Raw genomic sequence first — 19,526 nt, 5'->3', positions numbered from 1 at the left:
TCCTCAAGAAGCACGCGCCGAGGACCATCGACGATCTCTGGGACACCATCGGCCGCGCCATCGACACCTTCTCCCCGGTCGAGTGCCTCAACTACTTTGTTGCTGCCGGATATGACCGTGAGTGATCGGAAAATGCTCTAGGCGATCCCGGGATCGAAGTCCTGGACCAAAGGCGGTGCCTTTCGATCCGGAGCGTCAGTCCGGTCCGGCCACCCAGCGCCGGGCGGCATCCATGTCGGTGAAGGATCGGCGCTGCATGCCGATCGAACTCGGCGCCGCCGCCTGCCAGAGGTGAAGGATCAGTTCGTCTGGAATCCGGGAGAACACCGAAGCAACCCGCAGGTCCGTCCGCAACGGACGACCCGATTGCGAAGACCAGACCGACATCATGCCGCTGAGCGTCATGGAGCTGAGATCGGCTGACCGGAAGTCCCACACCACGCCCAGCATCGATTTGTAGTGCGCGCCGTCCCGGATGTCCCTGACGATGCGGGCGATCACGTCCGTGTCGACCTCGCCCGAGTAACGGATCACATAGAAACCGCCCGCTTCGTCAAACTCCACGTCGACATTCATCGGATCACGTCTCTTCGTCCAGCCGCAGCCGGCCCGCTGGGCCCTGAGTGCGCAGTTTGAGGGCGGCCGCGCGGAACCCGGGGTCATCACCCGGCGACGGAGCCAGCAGTGTCTCCGCTTCGTCCAGCCGCCGCAGGTCGCGCAGGGATTCGGCGCGGGCCAGACGGATGGCCGGCCCGGAGTCGTCGAGACCGTTCAGGTCGCGAAGGGCATCGTCCGGCCGTCCGAGCCGCAAGGCGATGCGGGCGCGGTTCAGCCGGGCGTCGGGATCCTCGGGAACCTGTTTCAGATAATCGCCGAATCCAGCCGCGGCGTCCTCCAGGCGACCGAGGTCCAGCAGACAGGACGCTCGCTCGAACGCGGCATTGGCATGGTCGGGGGCACGTGCAAGGACCGCGTCGTGGGCAGCGACCGCCTCCGCCAGCCGGCCCATCCGGCGGCACACCAGGCCGCGGTTGTAGTGCAGCACCGGGTTGTCCGGATCGGTGTACAGCAGTGCGTCCAGTGCGCGATCCGCCGCCGCCCAGTCGCCGGCCTGCACTGCCGCCGCGAACACCGAGGCCGGGTCGACGGTCATGCTCAGAACACTCCCGCGTCGAGCCCGGCGGCCATCAACGTGCCGAGCTCACGGCACTGGTCGACGAACTCTTCCTTGAAGTCGCCACGGCATAGTACCGGATCGCACACCGCCCGCCATCGCAGTCCGGTGACGATCGTCTCGACCCCCCGGCGGGTCCCGGTGCCGTCGTGCCCGGCCCGGATGTACAGCGCGTAGGGCAGGCCCTGGGTCTTCTCCAGCACAGGGTAGTAGGTGCGGTCGAAGAAGTCCTTCAGCGCCCCGCTCATGTAGCCAAGGTTCTCGGTGGTGCCGAGGATCACGGCGCGGGCCGCCAGGACGTCATCCGGCCCGGCTTCCAGCGGCGGAAGTACCCGCACTTCAACCGCTTCCGAGCCCGCGTCTTCGGTGCCGGCCACCACGGCATCGCGCAGTCGTCGCGTGTTGCTCGAAGGCGCGTGTGCCACGATCAGCAGGCGACGGGGTTCGGGCCGAGCCGACATCAGTCGACCGGTTTCAGCGACCGCATCCAGGCGATCAGCGCGTCGAGATCGGCATCCGTCATCTTGGCGTAGTAGCCGTAACCCATAGGGGGCATCAACCGGGTGCCGTCGCGGCTGACGCCCCTGGTGATCGCCTGCTTGATCTCGGCATCGCTCCAGTCGCCGAGGGTCGCTGGCGTGATGTTGCGCGAGATCGACACGCCCCAGGGCCCAGCAAACTCCCGCGTGCCCGCGCCAAGACGCGTCATCTGCAGTTCGCCCTTGGCGCTGATCGGCGTGTGGCATTCCACGCAGTGCCCGACCGGCCCGGCCAGATAGCCGCCATACGCCACCGGGTCGGAGCGCGCGGGCGCCTGTACCCCAGCCACCGGCGGTCCCCAGCTTTCCGGCAACGGCATCCGGTAGACCGTTGCCGGCGCCTTGTTGATGACCGGCTTGACCGTCCTCAGGTAAGCGACGATCGCCCGGACGTCGTCATCGGCGATGCCGCGGTACAGGCCGAACGGCATTGGCGGTCCCATGACACGGCCGTCGCGGCTGCGTCCTTCACGGATCGCCCTGACGATCTCGTCATCGCTCCAGCCGCCAAGACCGGTCTCCCGATCCGGCGTGAGGTTCGGCGGATACGCCTCGAACACCGCTTCCTTCATGAGCGGGCCACCGGCCAGTTCCTTGCCGGCAATCGGCCCGCCGGCGTCCTGCAGCGAGTGGCAGTTGCCGCAGCCTGCGATCGACTCAACAAGATAGCGGCCGCGTTCCACCGGTGTCTCGGCCGTGGCGGTCGCGCACAATCCGGCGGTTAGGAAGCCGGCAAGCAACAACAGACCTGTTCTCATCGTCGGCTCCATGCCCCCACCTGAAGCGCGGGGTAGTGCGCACCAATTCGGCGCCGGACGCAATCACCTTGGGGCCTATCCTGTGGAGGAGTCGCCGCTGCCCGCCGCCCGTGATACCCAACGGTGACGCCTGCCCGCTCGGAGCCCTCATGACCCAGCCCGCATCACCCGCCGCCCCCGGCCGGTCGCTTATCGTCCTGCTCGGATCGCTGGTGATGGTCGGACCGCTGGCGGTCGACATGTACCTGCCCAGCCTTCCGGATATCGCGACGGGTCTCTCCGCCCACCCTGCCGAGGTGCAGCAGACCATCACCGTGTTCCTGCTGGGGTTTGCGGTCGGCATGCTGGTCTACGGGCCGATCTCCGACCGCTACGGGCGCCGGCCGATCATCGCGGCGGGCCTGGCGCTGTTCATGCTGGCCTCGATCCTGTGCGCGGTGGCCGACGGCATCGGGATGCTGACCCTGGGTCGGGTGCTGCAGGCGATCGGCGGCGGGGCCGCGTCGGCCCTGGCGCGCGCGGTTGCCAAGGACCTGTTCTCCACCGAGGGGGCCGCCCGCGTGCTGTCGCTGATGGCGATGGTGATGGCGATTGCTCCGCTGGCGGCACCGACCGTCGGCGGACAGATCCTGCTGGTGGCCGACTGGCGGGCGATCTTCTACGTCCTGGCGGCGTTCGGTGCCGCCGGGCTGTTCGCCACGGTCACGCTGCTGCCGGAATCGTTGCCACCGTCGGCGCGGGTCGGCATCCGGCTGGCGGGCGCGTTCGCGGCCTATGGCCGGATACTGGCCGACCGGCGTGCGCTGGGCGACCTGTCGTCCGGCAGCTTCAACAGTGCCGCGATGTTCGCCTACATCACCGGCACGCCGTTCGTGTACATCGAGTACTACAGTGTGCCGCCGCAGTGGTATGGCGCACTGTTCGGCGCCAATGTCGTCGCCCTGGTAATCGCGTCGTTCCTGAACGCCCGATATGTTGGCCGGTACGGCGTTCTGCCGTTGACCCGGCTGTCGATCGTGGTCGCCGCGGTCGGCGGCGCCGGCCTGCTGGCTGCCGGGCTGACCGGCATCGGCGGGCTGTGGGGGGTGGCGTTGCCGCTGCTGCTGGTGATCGGCGTCCAGGCGCCGGTCGGCGCCAACTGCACCGCGCGGCTGATGGGGTTGTTCCCGGCGAGCGCCGGAGCCGCATCCGCCCTGTTCGGCGCCATCCGCTTCGGCGCCGGTGCTGTCGCCAGCGCCCTGGTCGGCCTGCTGCACGATGCCACCCCGCTTGCCATGTGCGCGGTGGTGGCGGCCTGCTGCTTCCTGGCCCTGGTCTGCCGGTTCGGCTTCGACCGTCTCGAAGCTCCGGCAAGCTGACGGTTCAGCGGCGGCAGCGCGCCGAGGCGGGGCGGCCGTCGAGGGTCGATCCGTCCGGGCATACCGCGGTGCATGAGTCCGCTCCGCGGCAGGCGCTGCTCGCCAGGCCACCGATCGTGCGATTCCAATCGACGTCGGTGCATCCACCAATCGCCAGGCCGACTGCGATGACAGCCAGGATCGCCTTGAGCGGTCTCATGGGAGATCCTCCTCCGGTTCGATATCCAGCAGTTCCCCGGGCGTACAGTTCAGCGCCTCGCACAACCGCTCGAGCGTGGCGAAGCGGATACCCTTGACCCGGCCCGACTTGAGCAGCGACAGGTTGGTCTCGCTGATTCCGATCCGCTCGGCCAGATCCTTGGAGCGCATCTTCCGTTTCGCCAGCATGACATCGAGCCGCACAACGATCCGCATGCCTCAGATCATCAACTCGTTCTCGTCGGCGATCCGCCGGCCTTCCCGGAGAATCCAGGCCACGGCGAGGAACACCAGCCCGATCAGCACCCGTGCGGCGTCGTCGGAACCCAGGGTAATCGCCACATGCCGTTCTCCCGGCGGATTGGCGGCGGTCAGTATGACGATGGTCAGCGAGTAACCGACGGGCACCAGCGCGGCGTGAGCCAGGACCGCGACCGCGAAGTCCCGCAGCGCCCGTGCGCCCGCTTCCGAGAACACCTGGCCGTCGGAGACATGCCGGAACAGTGAGGCCAGCCGGATCAGTCCCCAGATCAGAACCAGCGATGGCAGCGCTCCCGCCGCAATGGCGGCACGCAGGCGCCACGGATCCTCAGCCGCCGGCTGCAACGGCAGGCCGGCCAGGCCCGGCCGCATCAGGACCCAATCCGGGGCCAGGACGGCGATCAGCAGCACCACGATCGGGATTGCCGACGCCGCGGCCAGCAGCAGCCAGCGCAGCACTCCGGCAAGTCGGATCAACCGTCGGCGGGCGAGGTCCGGAGCATCGGCATTGGGTGGTGTCACGTTCATAATTTATGAATTACATAAATTATTTGTCGAGAGTCAATGATCTCGAAACTCTGGCCTGACGATCCAGTTGCCGACTGCCGATGCTGGCTATCTCGGAATCAACCGGCGTCGTTGGCGCAGTGGACAGGGCGATCGAAGTAGTTGTAGTCGGAGCACGAACGTCCGAGATACTTGTTGATGTGGTAGAAGGTGTTTCGGCCGGTCGCCGCCTGCGGGCCGGCAAACGCCGCAACACCGCCCCAGACATATGGATTGCAACCGCTCAGCGCCGCCAGCGTGAGGACGGCTGCAACGACACGTACCGTGGCACGGGCTGGCAGGAAACACAGGGTCATCGCACGCCTCCGAACTTCTTTCGGGTCGGGCCGCGTTGAAAGGTCTTCTCGCCGGTCGCCCGCCTGCGTCCGCCGTTCTGACGAACCGGGAAAGCTTACCCCAACCGCCGCGTTTTCGCCACGATCTGTTCATGTCCGATCCCGCAACCGTCGAAATGCGCGATGCCGCGCCTTTGAACCGACGCCGCGAGACCTTATGTTCGCCCGGAACCCGATGGAGATCGCCGACGATGGATACCCTCGACCTGCTCCTCACCCGCCGCTCGGTCGTCGCCAAGGACATGGGCGAGCCGGGTCCGGACGACGCGACCTTGAACAAGATCCTGGCTGCCGGCATCCGCGTTCCCGACCACGGCAAGCTTGGGCCGTGGCGCATCCAGGTGCTGCGCAAACCCGGCCAGGCCGCGCTTGGCGAGGTGCTGGCACGGGTGTTCGCGCGGGAGCATCCCGAAGCCGAGGAACGGCAGGTCGAGCTGGAGCGCCAGCGCCCGCAGCGCGCACCGATCCTGCTGGCCGTGACGGCGCGGATCGATCCGCATCACCCCAAGATCCCGCTGATGGAGCAGCAGCTGTCCGGCGGCGCGCTCTGCCAGAACATCCTGGTCGCGTCCCATGCCAGCGGTTTCGTCGCGCAATGGCTGACCGAGTGGCCGTCCTATCACCCGGAGGTCCGCCAGGCCCTCGGCCACGACGCGGAAACCCAGATCATCGGCTTCATCTACATCGGCACCCCGACCACCCCGCCGAACGAGCGGCCGCGCCCGACCTTCGAGCAGGTGGTCAGCGAATGGACGGGTCCGGCGGCGTAGGGCCGAGGATCAGCGTCCGGCCAGCTTGGCCTTGAAACCGGGGCGGTCGAGCACGGCGCGATTGACCACGTTGGCGGGAGCGCGTCCGGCGTTCACGTCGGCGATCGCGCCGCGGTTGACGTCGCCCATGGTGGCGAACATCTGGTCGGTCCAGCCGAGTGAATGCGGTGCGGTCAGCACGTTGTCGAGGCGCAGGATCGGTTCGTCGGCGGCCGGCGGCTCCGGGTCGAACACGTCGATCGCGGCGCCCGCGATCCCGCCGGTTACCAGGGCGTCGTAAAGGGCCTTCTGGTCGACCACCGGGCCGCGGCTGGTGTTCACCAGATAGGCGGTCGGCTTCATCCGCGCGATCATCCTGGCCGAGCCGATCGCCTTGGTCTCGGCGTTCAGCGGGCAGTTGAAGGTGACCACGTCGCTCTGCTCGAACACCGCCTCCAGCGACACCGCCTCGATCCCGATCTCCGCCAGTTTGGCGGCGTCGGCGTAGGGGTCGTGGGCGATCATGCGGACGTCGAACGCCTTCAGCAGCTTGAACATCTCGGCGCCGATGTTGCCGACCCCGACCGAGCCGATGGTGCGCCCGACCAGTCCCATGCCGTGGTTGTCGATCCGTGCCGGCCATCCCAGGGTGCCGGTGCGCGCGATCCGGTCCTTGGCAACGAGTTTATGGGCCAGGGCCAGGATGAAGCACACCTGGGCGCTCGCCATCGGCCGGCGCACCGCGTCCGGGGTGATGGTCAGCGCCACGTCGTGCGCGGTGCAGGCATCGGTATCGATGGTATCGTAGCCGACACCCATGCGCGCGATCAGGGCGAGCCGCCCGTCGGACGGGAAGCTGTCAGCCGCCATGCGCTCGCCCAGCAGGACGATCGCATCGAACCCCGCCACCTGCGCCGCGCTGAGCACCGCCGCCTTGGCCAGCGGCACGAGTTCCACGCCGTCGGCCGCCAGGGGAGACAGGTCGTAGCTCGGGAAGGTCGGCTTGCCGTCGGCGCGGGTGAAATCGGCGCTCAGGCCGACGCGGAATGCAGTCATGTCGGGGCTCCCTCGGGATGGTCTTTCGCGGCGAGCATACACCGCGAGGTGGCCCTGTCAGGACGGTCTTGCGGTCACGACGACGCATCGACCGTGCTGTGGAATACCAGCCGTTCCCGCCGGGGCGTTGATCGGCGACCGCACAGCGACCAGGATGCGCCGCATCGGACACCGGAGGATGACATGGCGAAGAACAAGGCCGTCGTGGTCGGCGCGCTCGGCGTGATCGGCCGCAAGCTGATCGAACACCTGGGCACGCTCGGCGACTGGGAGATCGTCGGCCTCAGCCGTCGCTCGCCCGACTTCGAGAGCGCGGCCAGCTACATCTCCGTCGACCTGCTCGACCGGGCCGACGCCGAGGCCAAGCTGTCGGGGCTCGCCGACGTCACCCACATCTTCTACTGCGCCTTCCAGGCCCGGCCGACCTGGGCCGAACATGGCGCGCCGAACCTGGCGATGCTGGTGAACTCGGTCGAGCCGATCGCCAAGGCGTCGAAGGGACTGCGCCACGTCCATCTGGTGCAGGGCAACAAGATCTACGGCTCGCACCTCGGGCCGTTCAAGACTCCGGCGCGCGAGGAAGACCCGCCGCACATGCTGCCGAACTTCTACTGGGACCAGGAGAACTGGCTGCGCGTCAACCAGAAGACCGCCACCTGGACCTGGTCGGCGTTGCGCCCGCAGACGGTGTGCGGCTTCGCGCTCGGCAACCCGATGAACATCACGACCTGCATCGCGGTGTACGCCACCATTTCCAAGGAACTCGGCCTGCCCCTGCGGTTCCCGGGCAAGCCCGGCGCCTTCAACGCGGTCTACCAGGTGTGCGACAGCCAGCACCTGGCCAACGCCATGACCTGGTGCGGCACCGACGAGCGGGCCGCCAACGAGGTGTTCAACGTCACCAACGGCGACTTCTTCCGCTGGAAGAACGTCTGGCCGCAGTTCGCCAAGTTCTTCGACATGGAGGTCGGCGACATCCAGACCATCAAGCTGTCGGAGTTCATGGCCGACAAGGCGCCGCTCTGGGACAGCATCGTCGCCAAGCATGGGCTGCAGCGCATCCCCTACGACCAGATCGCGGCGTGGCCGTTCGCCGACTACGTGTTCGGTACCGACTGGGACGTGATGACCGACACCCTGAAGCTGCGTCTCCACGGCTTCCAGGATTGCCTGCGTACCGACGCCATGTTCGACCGGATCTTCCAGGAGTTCCGCGACATGAAGGTGATCCCGTAGGCGGGGCGGCGCCCTATATGGAGGTGGTGTTCACTGTCGCGGAGCGGACCGATGCCTGACCTGCCCTACCGCCTCGGCGGCGTCGATCACGTGGTGGTCCGCGCCAAGGACATCGATGCCATGCTCGGCTTCTACCGGGACGTGCTGGGCTGCACGGTGGCCAAGCACAACGAGCCGCTCGGCCTGTGGCATCTGGACGCCGGCGGCTCGATGATCGATCTGGTCGACATGAACGGAAAACTCGGTTCCGCCGGCGGCCCGCCGCCGGGGCCGGGCCGCAACGTCGACCATATCGCCATCAAGGTGGAGCCGTTCGACGCCGACGCCATCCGGGCACACTTCGCCGCCCATGGCATCGAGGCGGAGGCCCCTGCCAACCGCTTCGGCGCCGAGGGCGAGGGGCCGTCGATCTACCTGCGCGACCCGGAAGGCAACGGCGTGGAACTGAAGGGCAGGGGCTGAGGCCCATCCGTTCCCTGCGCTACCGCGCGAACTGTCGGCGGTAGGCGGTCGGGCTGATCCCGAGGCGGGTGCGGAAGTGGTGGCGCAGGCCGTCGGCGGTGCCGAAGCCGCATTCGGTCGCCACCCGTTCGATGCCGAGGCCGGTGGTCTCCAGCAGGTCGGCGGCGTAACGGACCCGCTCGCCGATCAGCCACTCGCCGGGAGGCGATCCGGTCGCCGCTTCGAATCGACGGATGAAGCTGCGCCGGCTCATCGCCGCCTCGCCGGCCATCCGCTCGATGGTGATGCGCTCGCCCAGGCGGCTTCGCGCCCAGTCGAAGAGATGAGCGAACCGGGCGTTCTCGCGATCCGCCACCGGCCGGTCGATGAACTGGGCCTGCCCGCCCTCGCGGTGCGGCGGCAGGACGAGCCGCCGGCCGACATCGTTGGCGATGCGCGAGCCGAAATCGCGGCGCACCAGATGCAGGCACAGGTCGAGGCCGGCGGAACTGCCGGCCGACGTGAACACGCCGTCAGCTTCGGTGTAGAGCACGCCCGCGTCGACCCGGACCCTGGGGAAGCGTGCCGCCAGGCGCTCGGCGTAGCGCCAATGGGTGGTGACCCTCTTGCCGTCGAGCAGCCCGGTGGCCGCCAGCACCGCAGCGCCCGAGCAGACCGATACCAGCCGGCTTCCGCGGGCGTGGGCAGCCCGCAGTGTGTCGAGCAGATCGTCCGGCACGGGTGCGTCGATGCCGCGCCACCCGGGGATCAGGATCGTTGCCGCATCACCGAGTTCGACCAGCCCGCCATCGGCCTCGACCCGGAATCCGCCGGTCGCCCGCAGGGGTCCCGGGCGTTCGGCGCAGACCTGAAACCGATACCAGTCGTCCCCCATCTCCGGACGCGGCAGGCCGAACACTTCGACGACCTGCCCGAACTCGAAAGTGCACAGCCCGTCATAGGCCAGAACGGCGACGCTGCGCGGGTTTGGATGGATTGGCATGATTTTAATGATACGTGGTTTGAGTGCCGATTTCCAGAGACCCGGTCCGGCCCGATGCTGTCGGCCAATCCAACTTCCTTCGGAGATCCGACGATGACCACTGTCGTTACCCAGGTCCCACCGGCACCCTCCGCCGCCGCGCTCGCCCACTTCGAGGCGCTGATGGGGTTCGAGACCGATTGCTGGGACGTCCACCACAGCCTGACGACCAGCGATGCGCCGGACTTCGTGCTGCTCGACGTCCGCTCGCCCGCCCTGTTCGCCGCCGGCCATGTACCGGGTGCGGTCAACCTGCCGCACGGCAAGATGATCGAACGCAACATGGCGAAGTGGCCGGCCGACACGCTGTTCGTCGTCTACTGCGCCGGGCCGCACTGCAACGGCGCCTGCAAGGCGGCGATCCGGCTGGCTCGGCTTGGCCGGCCGGTCAAACTGATGATCGGCGGTGTGGAGGGCTGGAAGGACGAGGGGTTCGATCTGGCGGTCGAGCGGGAGGCGGAGGCGATCTGAAACCACCAGCCTCGCCTCTTCCGTTGCTCCTGCGACCTCCGCATACTCCTGTCAAAACCATCAGGAGGATGCACCGTGAAGGTCACCGCGATCGAGACGATCCGGCTCGAGGAGTTCCCGAACCTGCTGTGGGTTCATGTCGAGACCGACGAGGGGCTGATCGGGCTGGGCGAGACCTTTTACGGCGCGGCGTCGGCGGAGGCGCATGTCCACGGCATCATCGCGCCCTATCTGCTGGGCAAGGATCCGCTGCAGATCGAGCGGCACCAGGCACACCTGATCGGCTATGTCGGGTTCTCCGGCGCCAGCGCGGAGCAGCGCGGCCGTTCGGCGGTCGATATCGCCCTATGGGACCTGTGGGGCAAGTCGACCGGCCAGCCGATCCACCAACTGCTGGGGGGTGCGGTGCGCGACGACATCCGGGTCTACAACACCTGCGCCGGCTACCAGTACGTCCGCAGCAAGCCGGTGCAGGGCACCGCGAATTTCGGCCTGGGCGGGGATCAGGGCCCCTACGAGGACCTCGATGGTTTCTTGAACCGCGCCGACGAGGTCGCCCACTCGCTGCTGGAGATGGGCATCACCGCAATGAAGATCTGGCCGTTCGACTATGCCGCCGAGGCGTCGTCGGGTGCCTACATCTCGGCCGCCGAACTGAAGAAGTCGCTGGAGCCGTTCGAGAAGATCCGCAAGGCGGTCGGCGGCAAGATGGACATCATGGCCGAGCTGCACTCCATGTGGAACCGGCCGTCGGCGGTGAAGATCGCCCGCGCGCTGGAACCGATCGAGCCGCTGTGGGTCGAGGATCCGGTGTTCATGGACCACCTGGATTCGCTGGGCGAGGTCGCCCGCTCCACCCGCTCGCCGATCGCGGTGGGGGAGACACGGGGCGGCAAGGCCGATTTCCGCTCGCTGGTCGAACTGGGCGAGTTGTCGCTGATCATCGCCGACCTGACGTGGTGCGGCGGTCTTACCGAAGGACGGAAGATCGCCACCCTGGCCGACGCCTGGCACCTGCCGGTGGCGTTCCACGACTGCACCGGTCCGGTGGCACTGACCGCCTCGACCCATCTGGCGCTGCACACCCGAAATTGCTTCATCCAGGAGATGGTGCGGGCGTTCTATTACGGCTGGTACGGGGAGTTGGTGACGACGCTGCCGCCGGTCGAGCGCGGGATGATCCAGGCGCCTCCGGGTCCGGGCCTGGGCCTGGAGTTGCTGCCCGATGTGGCCAAGCGCAGGGATGCCTCGGTCCGCCGCAGTACCGTCTAGTCTCGTCTCGCGGCGACAGGACTATCCCAGCGCCAGTGCCGCGATGTCCTGCTTCAGCAACCGGGCCAGGCGTTCGAACTCCGTGCGTTCGGCGGTCGTGATGTCGCCGTCGCAGGTAATGATGGCGTGAGCCGTGCGCAGCAGCGTGCGCGCCTTGTCCGGTACATTGGCGAAGGCCCGGACGCGAGCCTCCAAGTCTCGCACCGCAGCCGGCCGGTCGGTCCGCAGGGCGTGGATGTCCTCGTCCAGGATCTCCATGGCTTCTGACAGGTCGAACACGTCGAAGACCGGGATCTCCGACAGCAGTTCCTCTGCCCGGTACTTCTCGGCGATGCCGTACTCGTCGTCGGCCATGGCGGCGAGCGCGGCAACCGCCATGACGGCTTCGAGGAAGCTCCGGTTCTGAAACCGTCCGACCTCCCGGCGTATTGCCTCCAGAAACGATTCCGCCACCGCTCCCTATCCCGAAACTAGACCGCGACCCGGTGCCGGACCGCCCCTCCCGCCTCGATCAGCCGGTCGGCCGCCAGCGTGATGGTCACCGTGCTGCCCTGGTTGACCGCGCTCTCGAACACGATCGTGCCGCCGTGAGCTTCCACGAGGTTCTTGGTGATGTACAGCCCCAGCCCGGTGCCGTGGTGCCGGCGGGCGTGCACGTTCTCAAGCTGGCGGAACGGCTCGAACAGTTCCACCACGCGGTTCGCCGCGACGCCGATGCCGGTGTCGCGCACGACCAATCGAAGCCGGGCGCCGGCGTCGCGCTCGGCCGTCAGGGTTATCGCACCGCCGGATTCGGTGAATTTGACGGCGTTCGACAGCAGGTTGATCAGGATCTGCTTGAATGCGCGGCGGTCGCCGCGAATGCCGAGTCCAGGATCGACGGCCGCCATTGCAAGCCGCAATCCCTCCGCCTCGGCCTTCTGGCGAATCATCCGGTCGCACTCATCGATCAGGCTGGCCAGGCCGAACGGCTTCTCGTCCAGCACCAGGCGTCCCGCCTCGATCCGGGAGACGTCGAGCAGATCGTTGATGACCGCCAGCAGGTGTGCCCCGCTCTCGTGGATGTACCCGGCATACTCGCTCTGGACGTCGCTGTTTGACGCGAACTGGCCGGATTTGATGATCTCGGCGAACCCGATGATGGCGTTGAGCGGGGTGCGCAGCTCGTGGCTCATGGTTGCCAGGAACGCTATCTTGGCCCGGTTGGCGAGTTGCGCCTGCTCCACGGCCTTGACCAGCGCGTCCTCGCGACGCTTCAACTCGCTGATGTCGGTGGCAGTCAGCAGCGTTCCGCCATCAGGGGTACGCTGCTCGCGGATCAGCAGCCACCGATCGCCCCGGAAGATCTCAACCGTATACGGAAGGTTACGCCGGACTTCGAGCCGCTCCTGAAGCCACGCCTCCTCGCGGCCGACCGCGGCAGGGACCTCGCCGGCATCCATTCCGGCACGGATGTAGTCTTCGTAGCTGACACCGGGTACCAGGATCGATCCGGACTTGCCCGACTGGTCGCGATAGGCCTGATTGCACATGACCAGCCGGTCGTCGCGATCCCAGAACGCCAGCCCCTCGGAACGGGCATCCAGCGCCTGAGCCAGTTGCGTGTTGGTCGCCCGTACCCGCTGCTCGGCCGTGATCAGGTCGGTCAAGTCTTTGCCGACGCCGCGATAGCCCTGGAACCGGTCCTGATCGTCGAACACCGGGACTCCGCTGATCGACAGGCAGCGGCGCTTGCCGTCCGTCGCGATGCGATGGAACCGGAAGTCCCTGAACGGTTCCCGCCGCTGCAGGACGGCTTCGTGCGCCGCCCAGTCCTCGTCGGTTACCCCGAGCGGTTGGGTCTCGCTGCGGGTCTTGCCGTAGTGGTCCTCCGGGGTAAGCGAGGAGTACTGCCAAACCGAGGGAGACAGGTATGTGAAACGCAGGTTGGCGTCCTGCTCCCAGAACCAGTCCGATGACACGCTGGCGAAATCGCTCAGCCGTTGATTGGCGTGCTCGACCTCCGCGCGGGCGCGTTGCGCCTGATCGATGGCCGCCAGTGCCTGGGCATGCCGCCGACGCAGGGCGGCCACGATGAGCAGCATGGCCAGGGCGACGCCGTACCCGTGGACTGCGGTGAACAGCAGCGGATCCGAGCTGCTGTGCCAGCCGATCGTCGCCGACAGCAGCTCCTGAGCGGTCCAGACCGCCAGAACGACAGCCATCGTCTTGCGCAGCATGCGCTCGTCCGGTGCGGCGTCCCGCCACAGCGACCATGCCGTCACGCCAAGGACAAGGCCGAAGAACAGGTTGAGCGGCAGGTGGATCGTCGTCTCGGAGAACTGCAAGACGGTCCCGGTCCCGGCCCACAGCACCGCGACACCGGTACCGATGACCAGGAGCCGCAGCGGACGGGCAACGTCGAGCCAGATCAGGATGCCGGTCGCCAGAAACCCGACATGGCCGATCAGCAGCGCTTCCGCCGCCGCGTCGGTCAGGGTTCCATGTGCGGGGTTGTCGAGCAGGAGGATCGAGCGCACCGCGTCGAAGGCGAAGGATGCGGACCAAAGGCCCCAGACCCGGTTGTTCCGCTCGACCACGGCCAGATACGCCATTACGACGGCGAGCAGTCCAGCACCAGTGGCTGCAGAGATCAGGGCGGCCGGAACCCACATCAACCGACACCTCCGGAAACGTGATTCCAGGCAATGAGATCACACGAGTGGTTAAGTTTGGGTTACGGACGCATGCCCTGCGCCACTTTCCATTCGTCGGCCAGCAACGCGTAGACGATTTCGTCGGACCACTCGCCCTTGACGATCTCGTTCTGCCGGAAATGCGCTTCCCGGCGCATGCCGAGCTTTTCCATGACTTTGGTGGACGCGGTGTTTCGGCCGTCGCAGCGGCCAATGATGCGATGCAGCCCCAGTTCCTCAAACCCAAGACGGAGCATGACGTCCGCGGCCTCGTGCGCGAAGCCGTTGCCGTGGTGATCCGGATGCAGCACGAAGCCGGTTTCGCCCTGGCGGTTCTCGCGGCTGAGCCAGACCAGGTTCACGTCACCGATCACCGCTCCGGTGTCACGCCGCTCCACCGCCAGAATTAGCTTGTCACCTTCACCGGTGAGGGCATCTTGGCGGAGGCGCTCGGACAGCACCGCCTGCACGTCGTCGTGTGTTCGCGTGCCCCAGTACAGGAAACGCGTCACGTCTTCGCGGGATTGAATGCCAAGCAGCGCTTCGAGATCGTCGGGGCGAAACGGGCGGAGCCGCAGACGGGCGGTATCGATCGGATAGATCGGGCGTAGCATTGACGTTTGCTCCGGCTGATAGAACGGCGGGTCGGGAGCGTTAGTGGAACAGTGTTTGCCTGGATCCGCTGCCATTCGTCCTGATCACTGTACGACGGCGATACCGCACGGTATCGTTAACGGTCGGCTGCGGGGCTGGGGGACGGGCAGCGGCGCAATGATCGGTGGTTCCGGAGCCCGAAATGCACAATGTTACCAAGAATCCGGCCGCATTGTCCGCCAAGGATTCCTCGCAACTGTACCGCGCTCTCTGTCTGGATGAAGCGATGCTGAAAGGCAATGATATCCTCTCAGCGCTGCCGGCAGCGGTCTACACCACGGACGCGTCCGGGCGGATCACATTCTATAACCCTGCAGCGGTCGAGCTCTGGGGTGTCGAGCCGATCCTCGGCGACAGCACGTTCTGCGGCTCCTGGAAGTTGTACTGGGCCGACGGCCGCCCGATGCGGCATGATGAATGTCCCATGGCGGTTGCGCTGAGGGAGCGCCGCGCGATCAATGGCGCGGAGGCGGTCGCGGAACGCCCGGACGGGACCCGGGTCCCGTTCCTCGCCTATCCGACCCCGTTGTTCGACGCCGACGGTTCACTTGCCGGGGCGGTGAATACACTGGTGGACATCACCTCCCGCAAGAGCAACGAAGAGGCGGCCCAGCGTTTGGCGGCGATCATCGAGTTTTCCGATGACGCGATCCTGGCGACCGACCTCGACGGCGTAATCACCAACTGGAACAGGGGCGCGGAGCGGCTGTTCGGCTATACCGCCGGCGAGGTGGTCGGCGGCCCGGTCACAGTCCTGCTTCCCCCCGATCGGCAGGACGAGGAGCCGGCAATCCTGGCTCGCATTCGTCGAGGCGAACACATCGAACACTACGAGACGATCCGCCAACCCAAGGACGGCAGTCTCGTCGACATCTCCCTGACGGTCTCGCCGGTGAAGAACGCCGCCGGTACGGTCGTCGGCATGTCGAAGATCGCGCGGGACATTACCGAGCGGCGCCGGGCCCAGGACCGGCAGCGGCTGCTGCTCAGCGAGATGAACCACCGGGTCAAGAATCTCCTGGTGCTGGCCAGCAGCGTCGTCAGCTTGAGCGCACGGTCGGCGAAGTCGGTGACCGAACTGGCCTCGGACGTTCGTGAGCGGCTGGTGGCGCTGGCACGGGCCCACCAGCTGACCCTGCCGCGGACCTCCGACCTCGCGATGCAGGCCGAGCAGCCCACCACGCTGCACGCACTGATCCAGACGGTCACATCGCCATTCGTTCTGCGCGCCGAGGGGGACGAGGCCCGGGTGACGGTCAGCGGACCCGATGTTCCGGTGGCCGCCGGTGGTCCGGTGACCAGCATCGCGTTGCTGTTGCATGAATTCGTGACCAACGCCGCCAAGTACGGGGCATTGTCGACGCCGGAGGGGCGGGTCGATATCGATTGCCGCGAAGAGGGCGACCAGTTCGTCCTGACGTGGATGGAGCGTGGCGGACCGGCGGTCGGCCGGGTGGGCGACGCCGAGGGCTTCGGCAGCCTGCTGGCACGGGCGACCGTGAAAGGCCAGCTTGAAGGCGCGATTTCGCGCGAGTGGAAGCCGGACGGTTTGATCATCCGGCTGACGGTCACGCGGCGGCGCCTGAAGGCGTGAGGCTCGCAAGTTGGACCGGGGCCGGGCAGCACCGCTCGGCACCTCGGAGAGCGAACCGAATTCCATAGTTCGGCAAAGAATCAGGGAACCCGCACCGACGGCAAGCGTTTCGTTTCTGGCGGTTTCGTCGATAAATCTGCTAAAATTGTTTGAACGCCGGTCGCCGAAAAAAGGGTAGGACTCCATGGTCGGCAAGCGTCGGGTTCTGGTGATCGAAGACGAGTATCTGACTGCGATGGACCTGACAGAGACCCTGGAGGAGCTGGGTTTTGATGTCTGCGGCGTCGCGCGCACCGAGGACGAGGCGGTCGAAGTTGCGGCCTTGGAGCACCCCGATCTGATCACTGCGGACGTGCGCCTGCTTGCCGGCGACGGCATCACCGCCGTCCGCCGCATTACGGCGGCGTCGCCCGTTCCGGTTGTCTATATCTCCAGCAGCGACGCCGACTTGAACGAGCGGGCGCCCGAGGCGGTCCGGGTTGGCAAGCCGTTCAACGCCGCGATGATTTCCCAGGCAATCGAGACCGCGCTGCGCGCCTCGCCGCGAGCCGACTGCTGATCTGCGGCGCTGCTTGCCCGCGATTGAGTCATTCGGAGATTTTGGTGGAGCCGAGGAGGATCGAACTCCCGACCTTCGCATTGCGAACGCGAAGGTAGGATGTTTCTCTAGGTTCCGCGCCATTCCGTAGAATTCCATAAATTACGCAAAATCAACTAGATAGAAAGATCGTCGTTCCAGGCGTGTCTTGTGGTTTCGCCCCGTTGGCTTACTATTGGCTTACCAGAACTCGCTGGTAAGCCACTCAAGGCCCCCTCCGATGCCGCAAGCCAAGATCACCAAACGGTTCGTCGACTCCGCCAAGGCGGAGGGCGGGACGGCGTTCTTCTGGGACACCGAATTGCGCGGTTTTGGGCTGAAGGTCACCGTCGCCGGCCGCAAGATATACGTCGCCCAGTACCGCGTGGTCGGACATGACCGGCAGGCCGTGCGCATGACGATTGGCACGCACGGGAAGATCACGCCCGAGGACGCCCGCAAGGCCGCGAAGCGCTATCTCGGACAGGCCGAGGAAGGTGTCGACCCGGCGGAGGCAAAGCGGGCGGCCCGCAAGGACATCACGGTCAGTGAGCTTTGCGACCTCTACCTCAACGAGGGAGTGTCCACGAAAAGTGCCACGACGGTGTTGCGCGACCGCAGCCGGATCGAGCGGCACATCAAGCCGCTGGTCGGCAAGAAGCGCCTCGGACTGCTGGATCGTGGCGACGTCGAGCGGATGCAGAGTGACATCGCCGCCGGCAAGACCCGACAGGACGAGAAGACCGGGATCAAGCGCGGGCGATCGATCGTACGGGGCGGAGAGGGCGCGGCGCGCGAGACGGTGGTGCTGCTGTCGGCGATCCTCGGCTTTGCGGTCAATCGACGTCTGCGTGCTGACAACCCGGCGCTCGGCGTGAAGAAGTACCGGGCGCACAAACGCGAGCGGTTCCTGTCGCCGAAGGAGTTGGCGGCCCTCGGTACGGCGCTGTCGGCTTACGAGACTGACGGCGGCAGCCGGTTCGGTACGGCGGCGGTCCGTCTGCTGATTCTGACCGGTGCTCGCAAGAGCGAGATCCTTGGCCTGAGGTGGTCCTGGGTCGATTGGGAACGGTCCTGCCTGCGCCTGCCGGAGTCGAAGACCGGCGAACGAGTGATCCGGCTCGGTGCCGCAGCGCTGCTGGAACTGCAGGAGATCCAGACCCGGCTTTGGGACAAGATGTCACCGTGGGTGATCCAGGGCAGGGCGGTCACTGCTGAACCGGACGGCAATGAGGGTGAGGCACGAGCGTTCGTCGGACTGCAGAAGGTCTGGGAGCGTGTGCGGGAGTTGGCGGCACTCCATGACGTTCGCCTGCACGACCTGCGGCATTCGTTCGCCAGCGTTGGTGCGTCGGGCGGCGACAGCCTCCACATCATCGGCAAGCTGCTGGGCCACAATCAGGCGCACACGACCCAGCGGTACGCGCATCTGGCCGACGACCCGGTGAATGCGGCGGCCGATCGAATCTCGGGGAATATCGCGGCGTCTATGAATCGTCACGCTACGAGATAGCATGAATCATGCAAAATAAATAGCGCGTGAAATTGAATGAACTCTCTATTTTTTTAAGCAATATTTGAGCGATTTACCGCTTAAACATGGGCAGGCGTCGCGTTTGTTGAACAATGCTCTGTTATTTTTCGCATTTTTGTGGGCTATTCGCCTAAATTGTGACATCCACTCTTTGCATATCGGCAAAAATTGTTTGTATGATTGTAAATAAGATTGACAAATGGTGGATGATAATTCGAATATTTTTCCTAGAATAGTATGAATTTCGCTAAACAGACTTTCATCTAGGCCCGGATATCCAATTGTTCTCTTCACAAAACGATTCCCGCGGTCATCAAGTATTATTTTATGATTAATTGTTCTTAAAAGTAGATCTCCGATATTTGGATGTGTAAAATCAGAAAGTATATTATACAAAGCAAGTGTTCCTTTGTGGGTCTTGTCAACTTTTCCAATGATCGTTAAAATGTTTGTCGGAGAAAGATTTGCCGTTTCGCTATTTGGGATGTATCTAGATTCTTTTACGTTAATTTCCGAGAAGCTTTCGTTTATGTACGTTTTCCAGTTATTCGATTGAGAATACATTAACCCTGACACATGGGGGGAATCTAGAAGTACTTTTAACGCCTCAGAATCTGGAGTGGATTTGTCGTATTTTGTAATTCCCTTAGATACTACAATAAAAAAACACATTCTCTCAATCATATTTCTGAGTATTAGAATTGAACTAAGTATATCATTTGACGATAGTGAATTCCCGATACTATCAGCCATCTGGGTTACTTGAACATACGATAAGTGCCGAAAAGTATCTATGGCATGAATTGTTCTAGTTTGATCATAAATCAAGGCCCGCAAATGAACCGAACTCCATTCGCGCGGATCAAACGATCCCTCCAAAAATTGCCTTGCGATTTTATTCGTAATTGGCGCTCCTGCTTGAGATTGAGAAATAAACCTGAATGAGTGATTCTCTTTCGGGGCAACAAGCGCAATTTCACGCATCAGCTGCCTGAAAGCTACTTTGGCACTCAGATACTCATCGAGCGTTTTCAT

23 protein-coding genes are annotated in these 19,526 nt (G+C 65.1%); 9 read left to right on the top strand and 14 right to left on the bottom strand.

Annotated features, from left to right (window positions below; genetic code table 11):
* Nucleotides 1-195 precede the first annotated feature (195 nt).
* From RIC54_RS03660 to RIC54_RS03645, 4 genes are read right to left on the bottom strand one after another with little or no spacing between them, the layout of a single operon-like run.
* Nucleotides 196-576 carry a hypothetical protein gene (locus tag RIC54_RS03660; RefSeq protein ID WP_350098650.1) on the bottom strand — a complete coding sequence of 127 codons (381 nt, stop codon included), beginning with the start codon at nucleotides 574-576 and terminating at the stop codon, nucleotides 196-198.
* Between the two features lie 4 nt (nucleotides 577-580).
* Nucleotides 581-1,153: a tetratricopeptide repeat protein gene (locus tag RIC54_RS03655; protein WP_350098648.1), complete on the bottom strand. Its 573-nt coding sequence runs from the start codon at nucleotides 1,151-1,153 to the stop codon at nucleotides 581-583.
* Between the two features lie 2 nt (nucleotides 1,154-1,155).
* Nucleotides 1,156-1,635, bottom strand: a complete 480-nt coding sequence (locus RIC54_RS03650; protein WP_350098646.1) for a flavodoxin family protein — start codon at nucleotides 1,633-1,635, stop codon at nucleotides 1,156-1,158.
* Nucleotides 1,635-2,471 carry a cytochrome c gene (locus RIC54_RS03645; protein ID WP_350098644.1) on the bottom strand — a complete coding sequence of 279 codons (837 nt, stop codon included), beginning with the start codon at nucleotides 2,469-2,471 and terminating at the stop codon, nucleotides 1,635-1,637. Before RIC54_RS03645 ends, RIC54_RS03650 begins: the two co-directional genes overlap by 1 nt.
* Before the next feature lie 149 nt (nucleotides 2,472-2,620).
* Here RIC54_RS03645 and RIC54_RS03640 point away from each other — a divergent pair, with 149 nt between their 5' ends.
* Complete coding sequence (locus RIC54_RS03640) at nucleotides 2,621-3,829, top strand: Bcr/CflA family multidrug efflux MFS transporter (RefSeq protein WP_350098642.1); 1,209 nt, start codon at nucleotides 2,621-2,623, stop codon at nucleotides 3,827-3,829.
* Nucleotides 3,830-3,833: 4 nt separating this feature from the next.
* Here RIC54_RS03640 and RIC54_RS03635 read toward each other — a convergent pair whose 3' ends face one another.
* The 4 genes from RIC54_RS03635 to RIC54_RS03620 form a co-directional block, all read right to left on the bottom strand.
* Nucleotides 3,834-4,028: a hypothetical protein gene (locus RIC54_RS03635; protein ID WP_350098640.1), complete on the bottom strand. Its 195-nt coding sequence runs from the start codon at nucleotides 4,026-4,028 to the stop codon at nucleotides 3,834-3,836.
* The gene (locus RIC54_RS03630; RefSeq protein WP_350098638.1) at nucleotides 4,025-4,243 is read right to left on the bottom strand and encodes a helix-turn-helix domain-containing protein; all 219 of its coding nucleotides are present in this window, start codon (nucleotides 4,241-4,243) and stop codon (nucleotides 4,025-4,027) included. The genes RIC54_RS03635 and RIC54_RS03630 overlap by 4 nt, the downstream gene beginning before the upstream one ends.
* A gap of 3 nt (nucleotides 4,244-4,246) precedes the next feature.
* On the bottom strand, nucleotides 4,247-4,810 hold the full coding sequence (locus tag RIC54_RS03625) for a DUF2975 domain-containing protein (protein ID WP_350098636.1): 564 nt from the start codon (nucleotides 4,808-4,810) through the stop codon (nucleotides 4,247-4,249).
* A 104-nt stretch (nucleotides 4,811-4,914) separates the two neighbouring features.
* Nucleotides 4,915-5,151 (bottom strand): hypothetical protein, encoded by a 237-nt coding sequence (locus tag RIC54_RS03620; RefSeq protein WP_350098634.1) that lies wholly within the window; start codon nucleotides 5,149-5,151, stop codon nucleotides 4,915-4,917.
* Between the two features lie 230 nt (nucleotides 5,152-5,381).
* Between RIC54_RS03620 and RIC54_RS03615 the strand changes: the two genes are divergently transcribed.
* Nucleotides 5,382-5,960 carry a nitroreductase family protein gene (locus tag RIC54_RS03615; RefSeq protein WP_350098632.1) on the top strand — a complete coding sequence of 193 codons (579 nt, stop codon included), beginning with the start codon at nucleotides 5,382-5,384 and terminating at the stop codon, nucleotides 5,958-5,960.
* A gap of 9 nt (nucleotides 5,961-5,969) precedes the next feature.
* Here the strand turns inward: RIC54_RS03615 and RIC54_RS03610 are convergent, their stop codons facing one another.
* Nucleotides 5,970-6,995 carry an NAD(P)-dependent oxidoreductase gene (locus tag RIC54_RS03610; RefSeq protein ID WP_350098630.1) on the bottom strand — a complete coding sequence of 342 codons (1,026 nt, stop codon included), beginning with the start codon at nucleotides 6,993-6,995 and terminating at the stop codon, nucleotides 5,970-5,972.
* Between the two features lie 183 nt (nucleotides 6,996-7,178).
* Here RIC54_RS03610 and RIC54_RS03605 point away from each other — a divergent pair, with 183 nt between their 5' ends.
* A complete protein-coding gene (locus RIC54_RS03605; RefSeq protein ID WP_350098628.1) occupies nucleotides 7,179-8,231 on the top strand; it encodes an SDR family oxidoreductase in 1,053 nt (350 codons plus the stop codon).
* 51 nt (nucleotides 8,232-8,282) lie between these two features.
* Nucleotides 8,283-8,693 (top strand): VOC family protein, encoded by a 411-nt coding sequence (locus RIC54_RS03600; RefSeq protein WP_350098626.1) that lies wholly within the window; start codon nucleotides 8,283-8,285, stop codon nucleotides 8,691-8,693.
* A 19-nt stretch (nucleotides 8,694-8,712) separates the two neighbouring features.
* Here RIC54_RS03600 and ftrA read toward each other — a convergent pair whose 3' ends face one another.
* Nucleotides 8,713-9,675: a transcriptional regulator FtrA gene (gene ftrA, locus RIC54_RS03595; RefSeq protein ID WP_350098624.1), complete on the bottom strand. Its 963-nt coding sequence runs from the start codon at nucleotides 9,673-9,675 to the stop codon at nucleotides 8,713-8,715.
* A 93-nt stretch (nucleotides 9,676-9,768) separates the two neighbouring features.
* Between ftrA and RIC54_RS03590 the strand changes: the two genes are divergently transcribed.
* The gene (locus RIC54_RS03590) at nucleotides 9,769-10,185 is read left to right on the top strand and encodes a rhodanese-like domain-containing protein (protein WP_350098622.1); all 417 of its coding nucleotides are present in this window, start codon (nucleotides 9,769-9,771) and stop codon (nucleotides 10,183-10,185) included.
* Nucleotides 10,186-10,260: 75 nt separating this feature from the next.
* Nucleotides 10,261-11,457 carry a mandelate racemase/muconate lactonizing enzyme family protein gene (locus tag RIC54_RS03585; RefSeq protein WP_350098620.1) on the top strand — a complete coding sequence of 399 codons (1,197 nt, stop codon included), beginning with the start codon at nucleotides 10,261-10,263 and terminating at the stop codon, nucleotides 11,455-11,457.
* Between the two features lie 21 nt (nucleotides 11,458-11,478).
* On the opposite strand, the gene RIC54_RS03580 is transcribed toward RIC54_RS03585, so the two are convergent.
* The 3 genes from RIC54_RS03580 to RIC54_RS03570 form a co-directional block, all read right to left on the bottom strand.
* Nucleotides 11,479-11,910 carry a tellurite resistance TerB family protein gene (locus RIC54_RS03580; protein WP_350098618.1) on the bottom strand — a complete coding sequence of 144 codons (432 nt, stop codon included), beginning with the start codon at nucleotides 11,908-11,910 and terminating at the stop codon, nucleotides 11,479-11,481.
* Between the two features lie 17 nt (nucleotides 11,911-11,927).
* Nucleotides 11,928-14,111, bottom strand: coding sequence for an ATP-binding protein (locus RIC54_RS03575; protein WP_350098616.1), 2,184 nt, complete (start codon nucleotides 14,109-14,111; stop codon nucleotides 11,928-11,930).
* Between the two features lie 62 nt (nucleotides 14,112-14,173).
* Entirely contained in the window at nucleotides 14,174-14,746 is a 573-nt protein-coding gene (locus tag RIC54_RS03570; RefSeq protein WP_350098614.1) for a GNAT family N-acetyltransferase, read from the bottom strand.
* A gap of 182 nt (nucleotides 14,747-14,928) precedes the next feature.
* Between RIC54_RS03570 and RIC54_RS03565 the strand changes: the two genes are divergently transcribed.
* The 3 genes from RIC54_RS03565 to RIC54_RS03555 all read left to right on the top strand — a co-directional run bounded on the left by RIC54_RS03565 (nucleotide 14,929) and on the right by RIC54_RS03555 (nucleotide 18,470).
* Entirely contained in the window at nucleotides 14,929-16,380 is a 1,452-nt protein-coding gene (locus tag RIC54_RS03565; protein ID WP_350098612.1) for a PAS domain S-box protein, read from the top strand.
* Between the two features lie 184 nt (nucleotides 16,381-16,564).
* Nucleotides 16,565-16,939: a response regulator gene (locus RIC54_RS03560; RefSeq protein WP_350098610.1), complete on the top strand. Its 375-nt coding sequence runs from the start codon at nucleotides 16,565-16,567 to the stop codon at nucleotides 16,937-16,939.
* 259 nt (nucleotides 16,940-17,198) lie between these two features.
* Nucleotides 17,199-18,470, top strand: coding sequence for a site-specific integrase (locus RIC54_RS03555; protein WP_350098608.1), 1,272 nt, complete (start codon nucleotides 17,199-17,201; stop codon nucleotides 18,468-18,470).
* 45 nt (nucleotides 18,471-18,515) lie between these two features.
* Here the strand turns inward: RIC54_RS03555 and RIC54_RS03550 are convergent, their stop codons facing one another.
* On the bottom strand, nucleotides 18,516-19,526 hold the full coding sequence (locus RIC54_RS03550) for a hypothetical protein (RefSeq protein ID WP_350098606.1): 1,011 nt from the start codon (nucleotides 19,524-19,526) through the stop codon (nucleotides 18,516-18,518).

Source organism: Thalassobaculum sp. (assembly GCF_040219215.1).
Classification (GTDB): Bacteria; Pseudomonadota; Alphaproteobacteria; order Thalassobaculales; family Thalassobaculaceae; genus Thalassobaculum_A.
This window is presented reverse-complemented; position numbering and strand designations above follow the sequence as displayed.

Bases quoted from the DNA above. Each gene is read 5' to 3' on its own strand.
- RIC54_RS03645 (WP_350098644.1), bottom strand. From the start codon at position 2,471: ATGAGAACAGGTCTGTTGTTGCTTGCCGGCTTCCTAACCGCCGGATTG.
- RIC54_RS03630 (WP_350098638.1), bottom strand. From the start codon at position 4,243: ATGCGGATCGTTGTGCGGCTCGATGTCATGCTGGCGAAACGGAAGATG.
- RIC54_RS03605 (WP_350098628.1), top strand. From the start codon at position 7,179: ATGGCGAAGAACAAGGCCGTCGTGGTCGGCGCGCTCGGCGTGATCGGC.
- RIC54_RS03590 (WP_350098622.1), top strand. From the start codon at position 9,769: ATGACCACTGTCGTTACCCAGGTCCCACCGGCACCCTCCGCCGCCGCG.
- RIC54_RS03660 (WP_350098650.1), bottom strand. From the start codon at position 576: ATGAATGTCGACGTGGAGTTTGACGAAGCGGGCGGTTTCTATGTGATC.
- RIC54_RS03570 (WP_350098614.1), bottom strand. From the start codon at position 14,746: ATGCTACGCCCGATCTATCCGATCGATACCGCCCGTCTGCGGCTCCGC.
- RIC54_RS03655 (WP_350098648.1), bottom strand. From the start codon at position 1,153: ATGACCGTCGACCCGGCCTCGGTGTTCGCGGCGGCAGTGCAGGCCGGC.
- RIC54_RS03560 (WP_350098610.1), top strand. From the start codon at position 16,565: ATGGTCGGCAAGCGTCGGGTTCTGGTGATCGAAGACGAGTATCTGACT.
- RIC54_RS03600 (WP_350098626.1), top strand. From the start codon at position 8,283: ATGCCTGACCTGCCCTACCGCCTCGGCGGCGTCGATCACGTGGTGGTC.
- RIC54_RS03620 (WP_350098634.1), bottom strand. From the start codon at position 5,151: ATGACCCTGTGTTTCCTGCCAGCCCGTGCCACGGTACGTGTCGTTGCA.
- RIC54_RS03610 (WP_350098630.1), bottom strand. From the start codon at position 6,995: ATGACTGCATTCCGCGTCGGCCTGAGCGCCGATTTCACCCGCGCCGAC.
- RIC54_RS03565 (WP_350098612.1), top strand. From the start codon at position 14,929: ATGCACAATGTTACCAAGAATCCGGCCGCATTGTCCGCCAAGGATTCC.
- RIC54_RS03635 (WP_350098640.1), bottom strand. From the start codon at position 4,028: ATGAGACCGCTCAAGGCGATCCTGGCTGTCATCGCAGTCGGCCTGGCG.
- RIC54_RS03575 (WP_350098616.1), bottom strand. From the start codon at position 14,111: ATGTGGGTTCCGGCCGCCCTGATCTCTGCAGCCACTGGTGCTGGACTG.
- RIC54_RS03640 (WP_350098642.1), top strand. From the start codon at position 2,621: ATGACCCAGCCCGCATCACCCGCCGCCCCCGGCCGGTCGCTTATCGTC.
- ftrA (WP_350098624.1), bottom strand. From the start codon at position 9,675: ATGCCAATCCATCCAAACCCGCGCAGCGTCGCCGTTCTGGCCTATGAC.
- RIC54_RS03550 (WP_350098606.1), bottom strand. From the start codon at position 19,526: ATGAAAACGCTCGATGAGTATCTGAGTGCCAAAGTAGCTTTCAGGCAG.
- RIC54_RS03615 (WP_350098632.1), top strand. From the start codon at position 5,382: ATGGATACCCTCGACCTGCTCCTCACCCGCCGCTCGGTCGTCGCCAAG.
- RIC54_RS03650 (WP_350098646.1), bottom strand. From the start codon at position 1,635: ATGTCGGCTCGGCCCGAACCCCGTCGCCTGCTGATCGTGGCACACGCG.
- RIC54_RS03555 (WP_350098608.1), top strand. From the start codon at position 17,199: ATGCCGCAAGCCAAGATCACCAAACGGTTCGTCGACTCCGCCAAGGCG.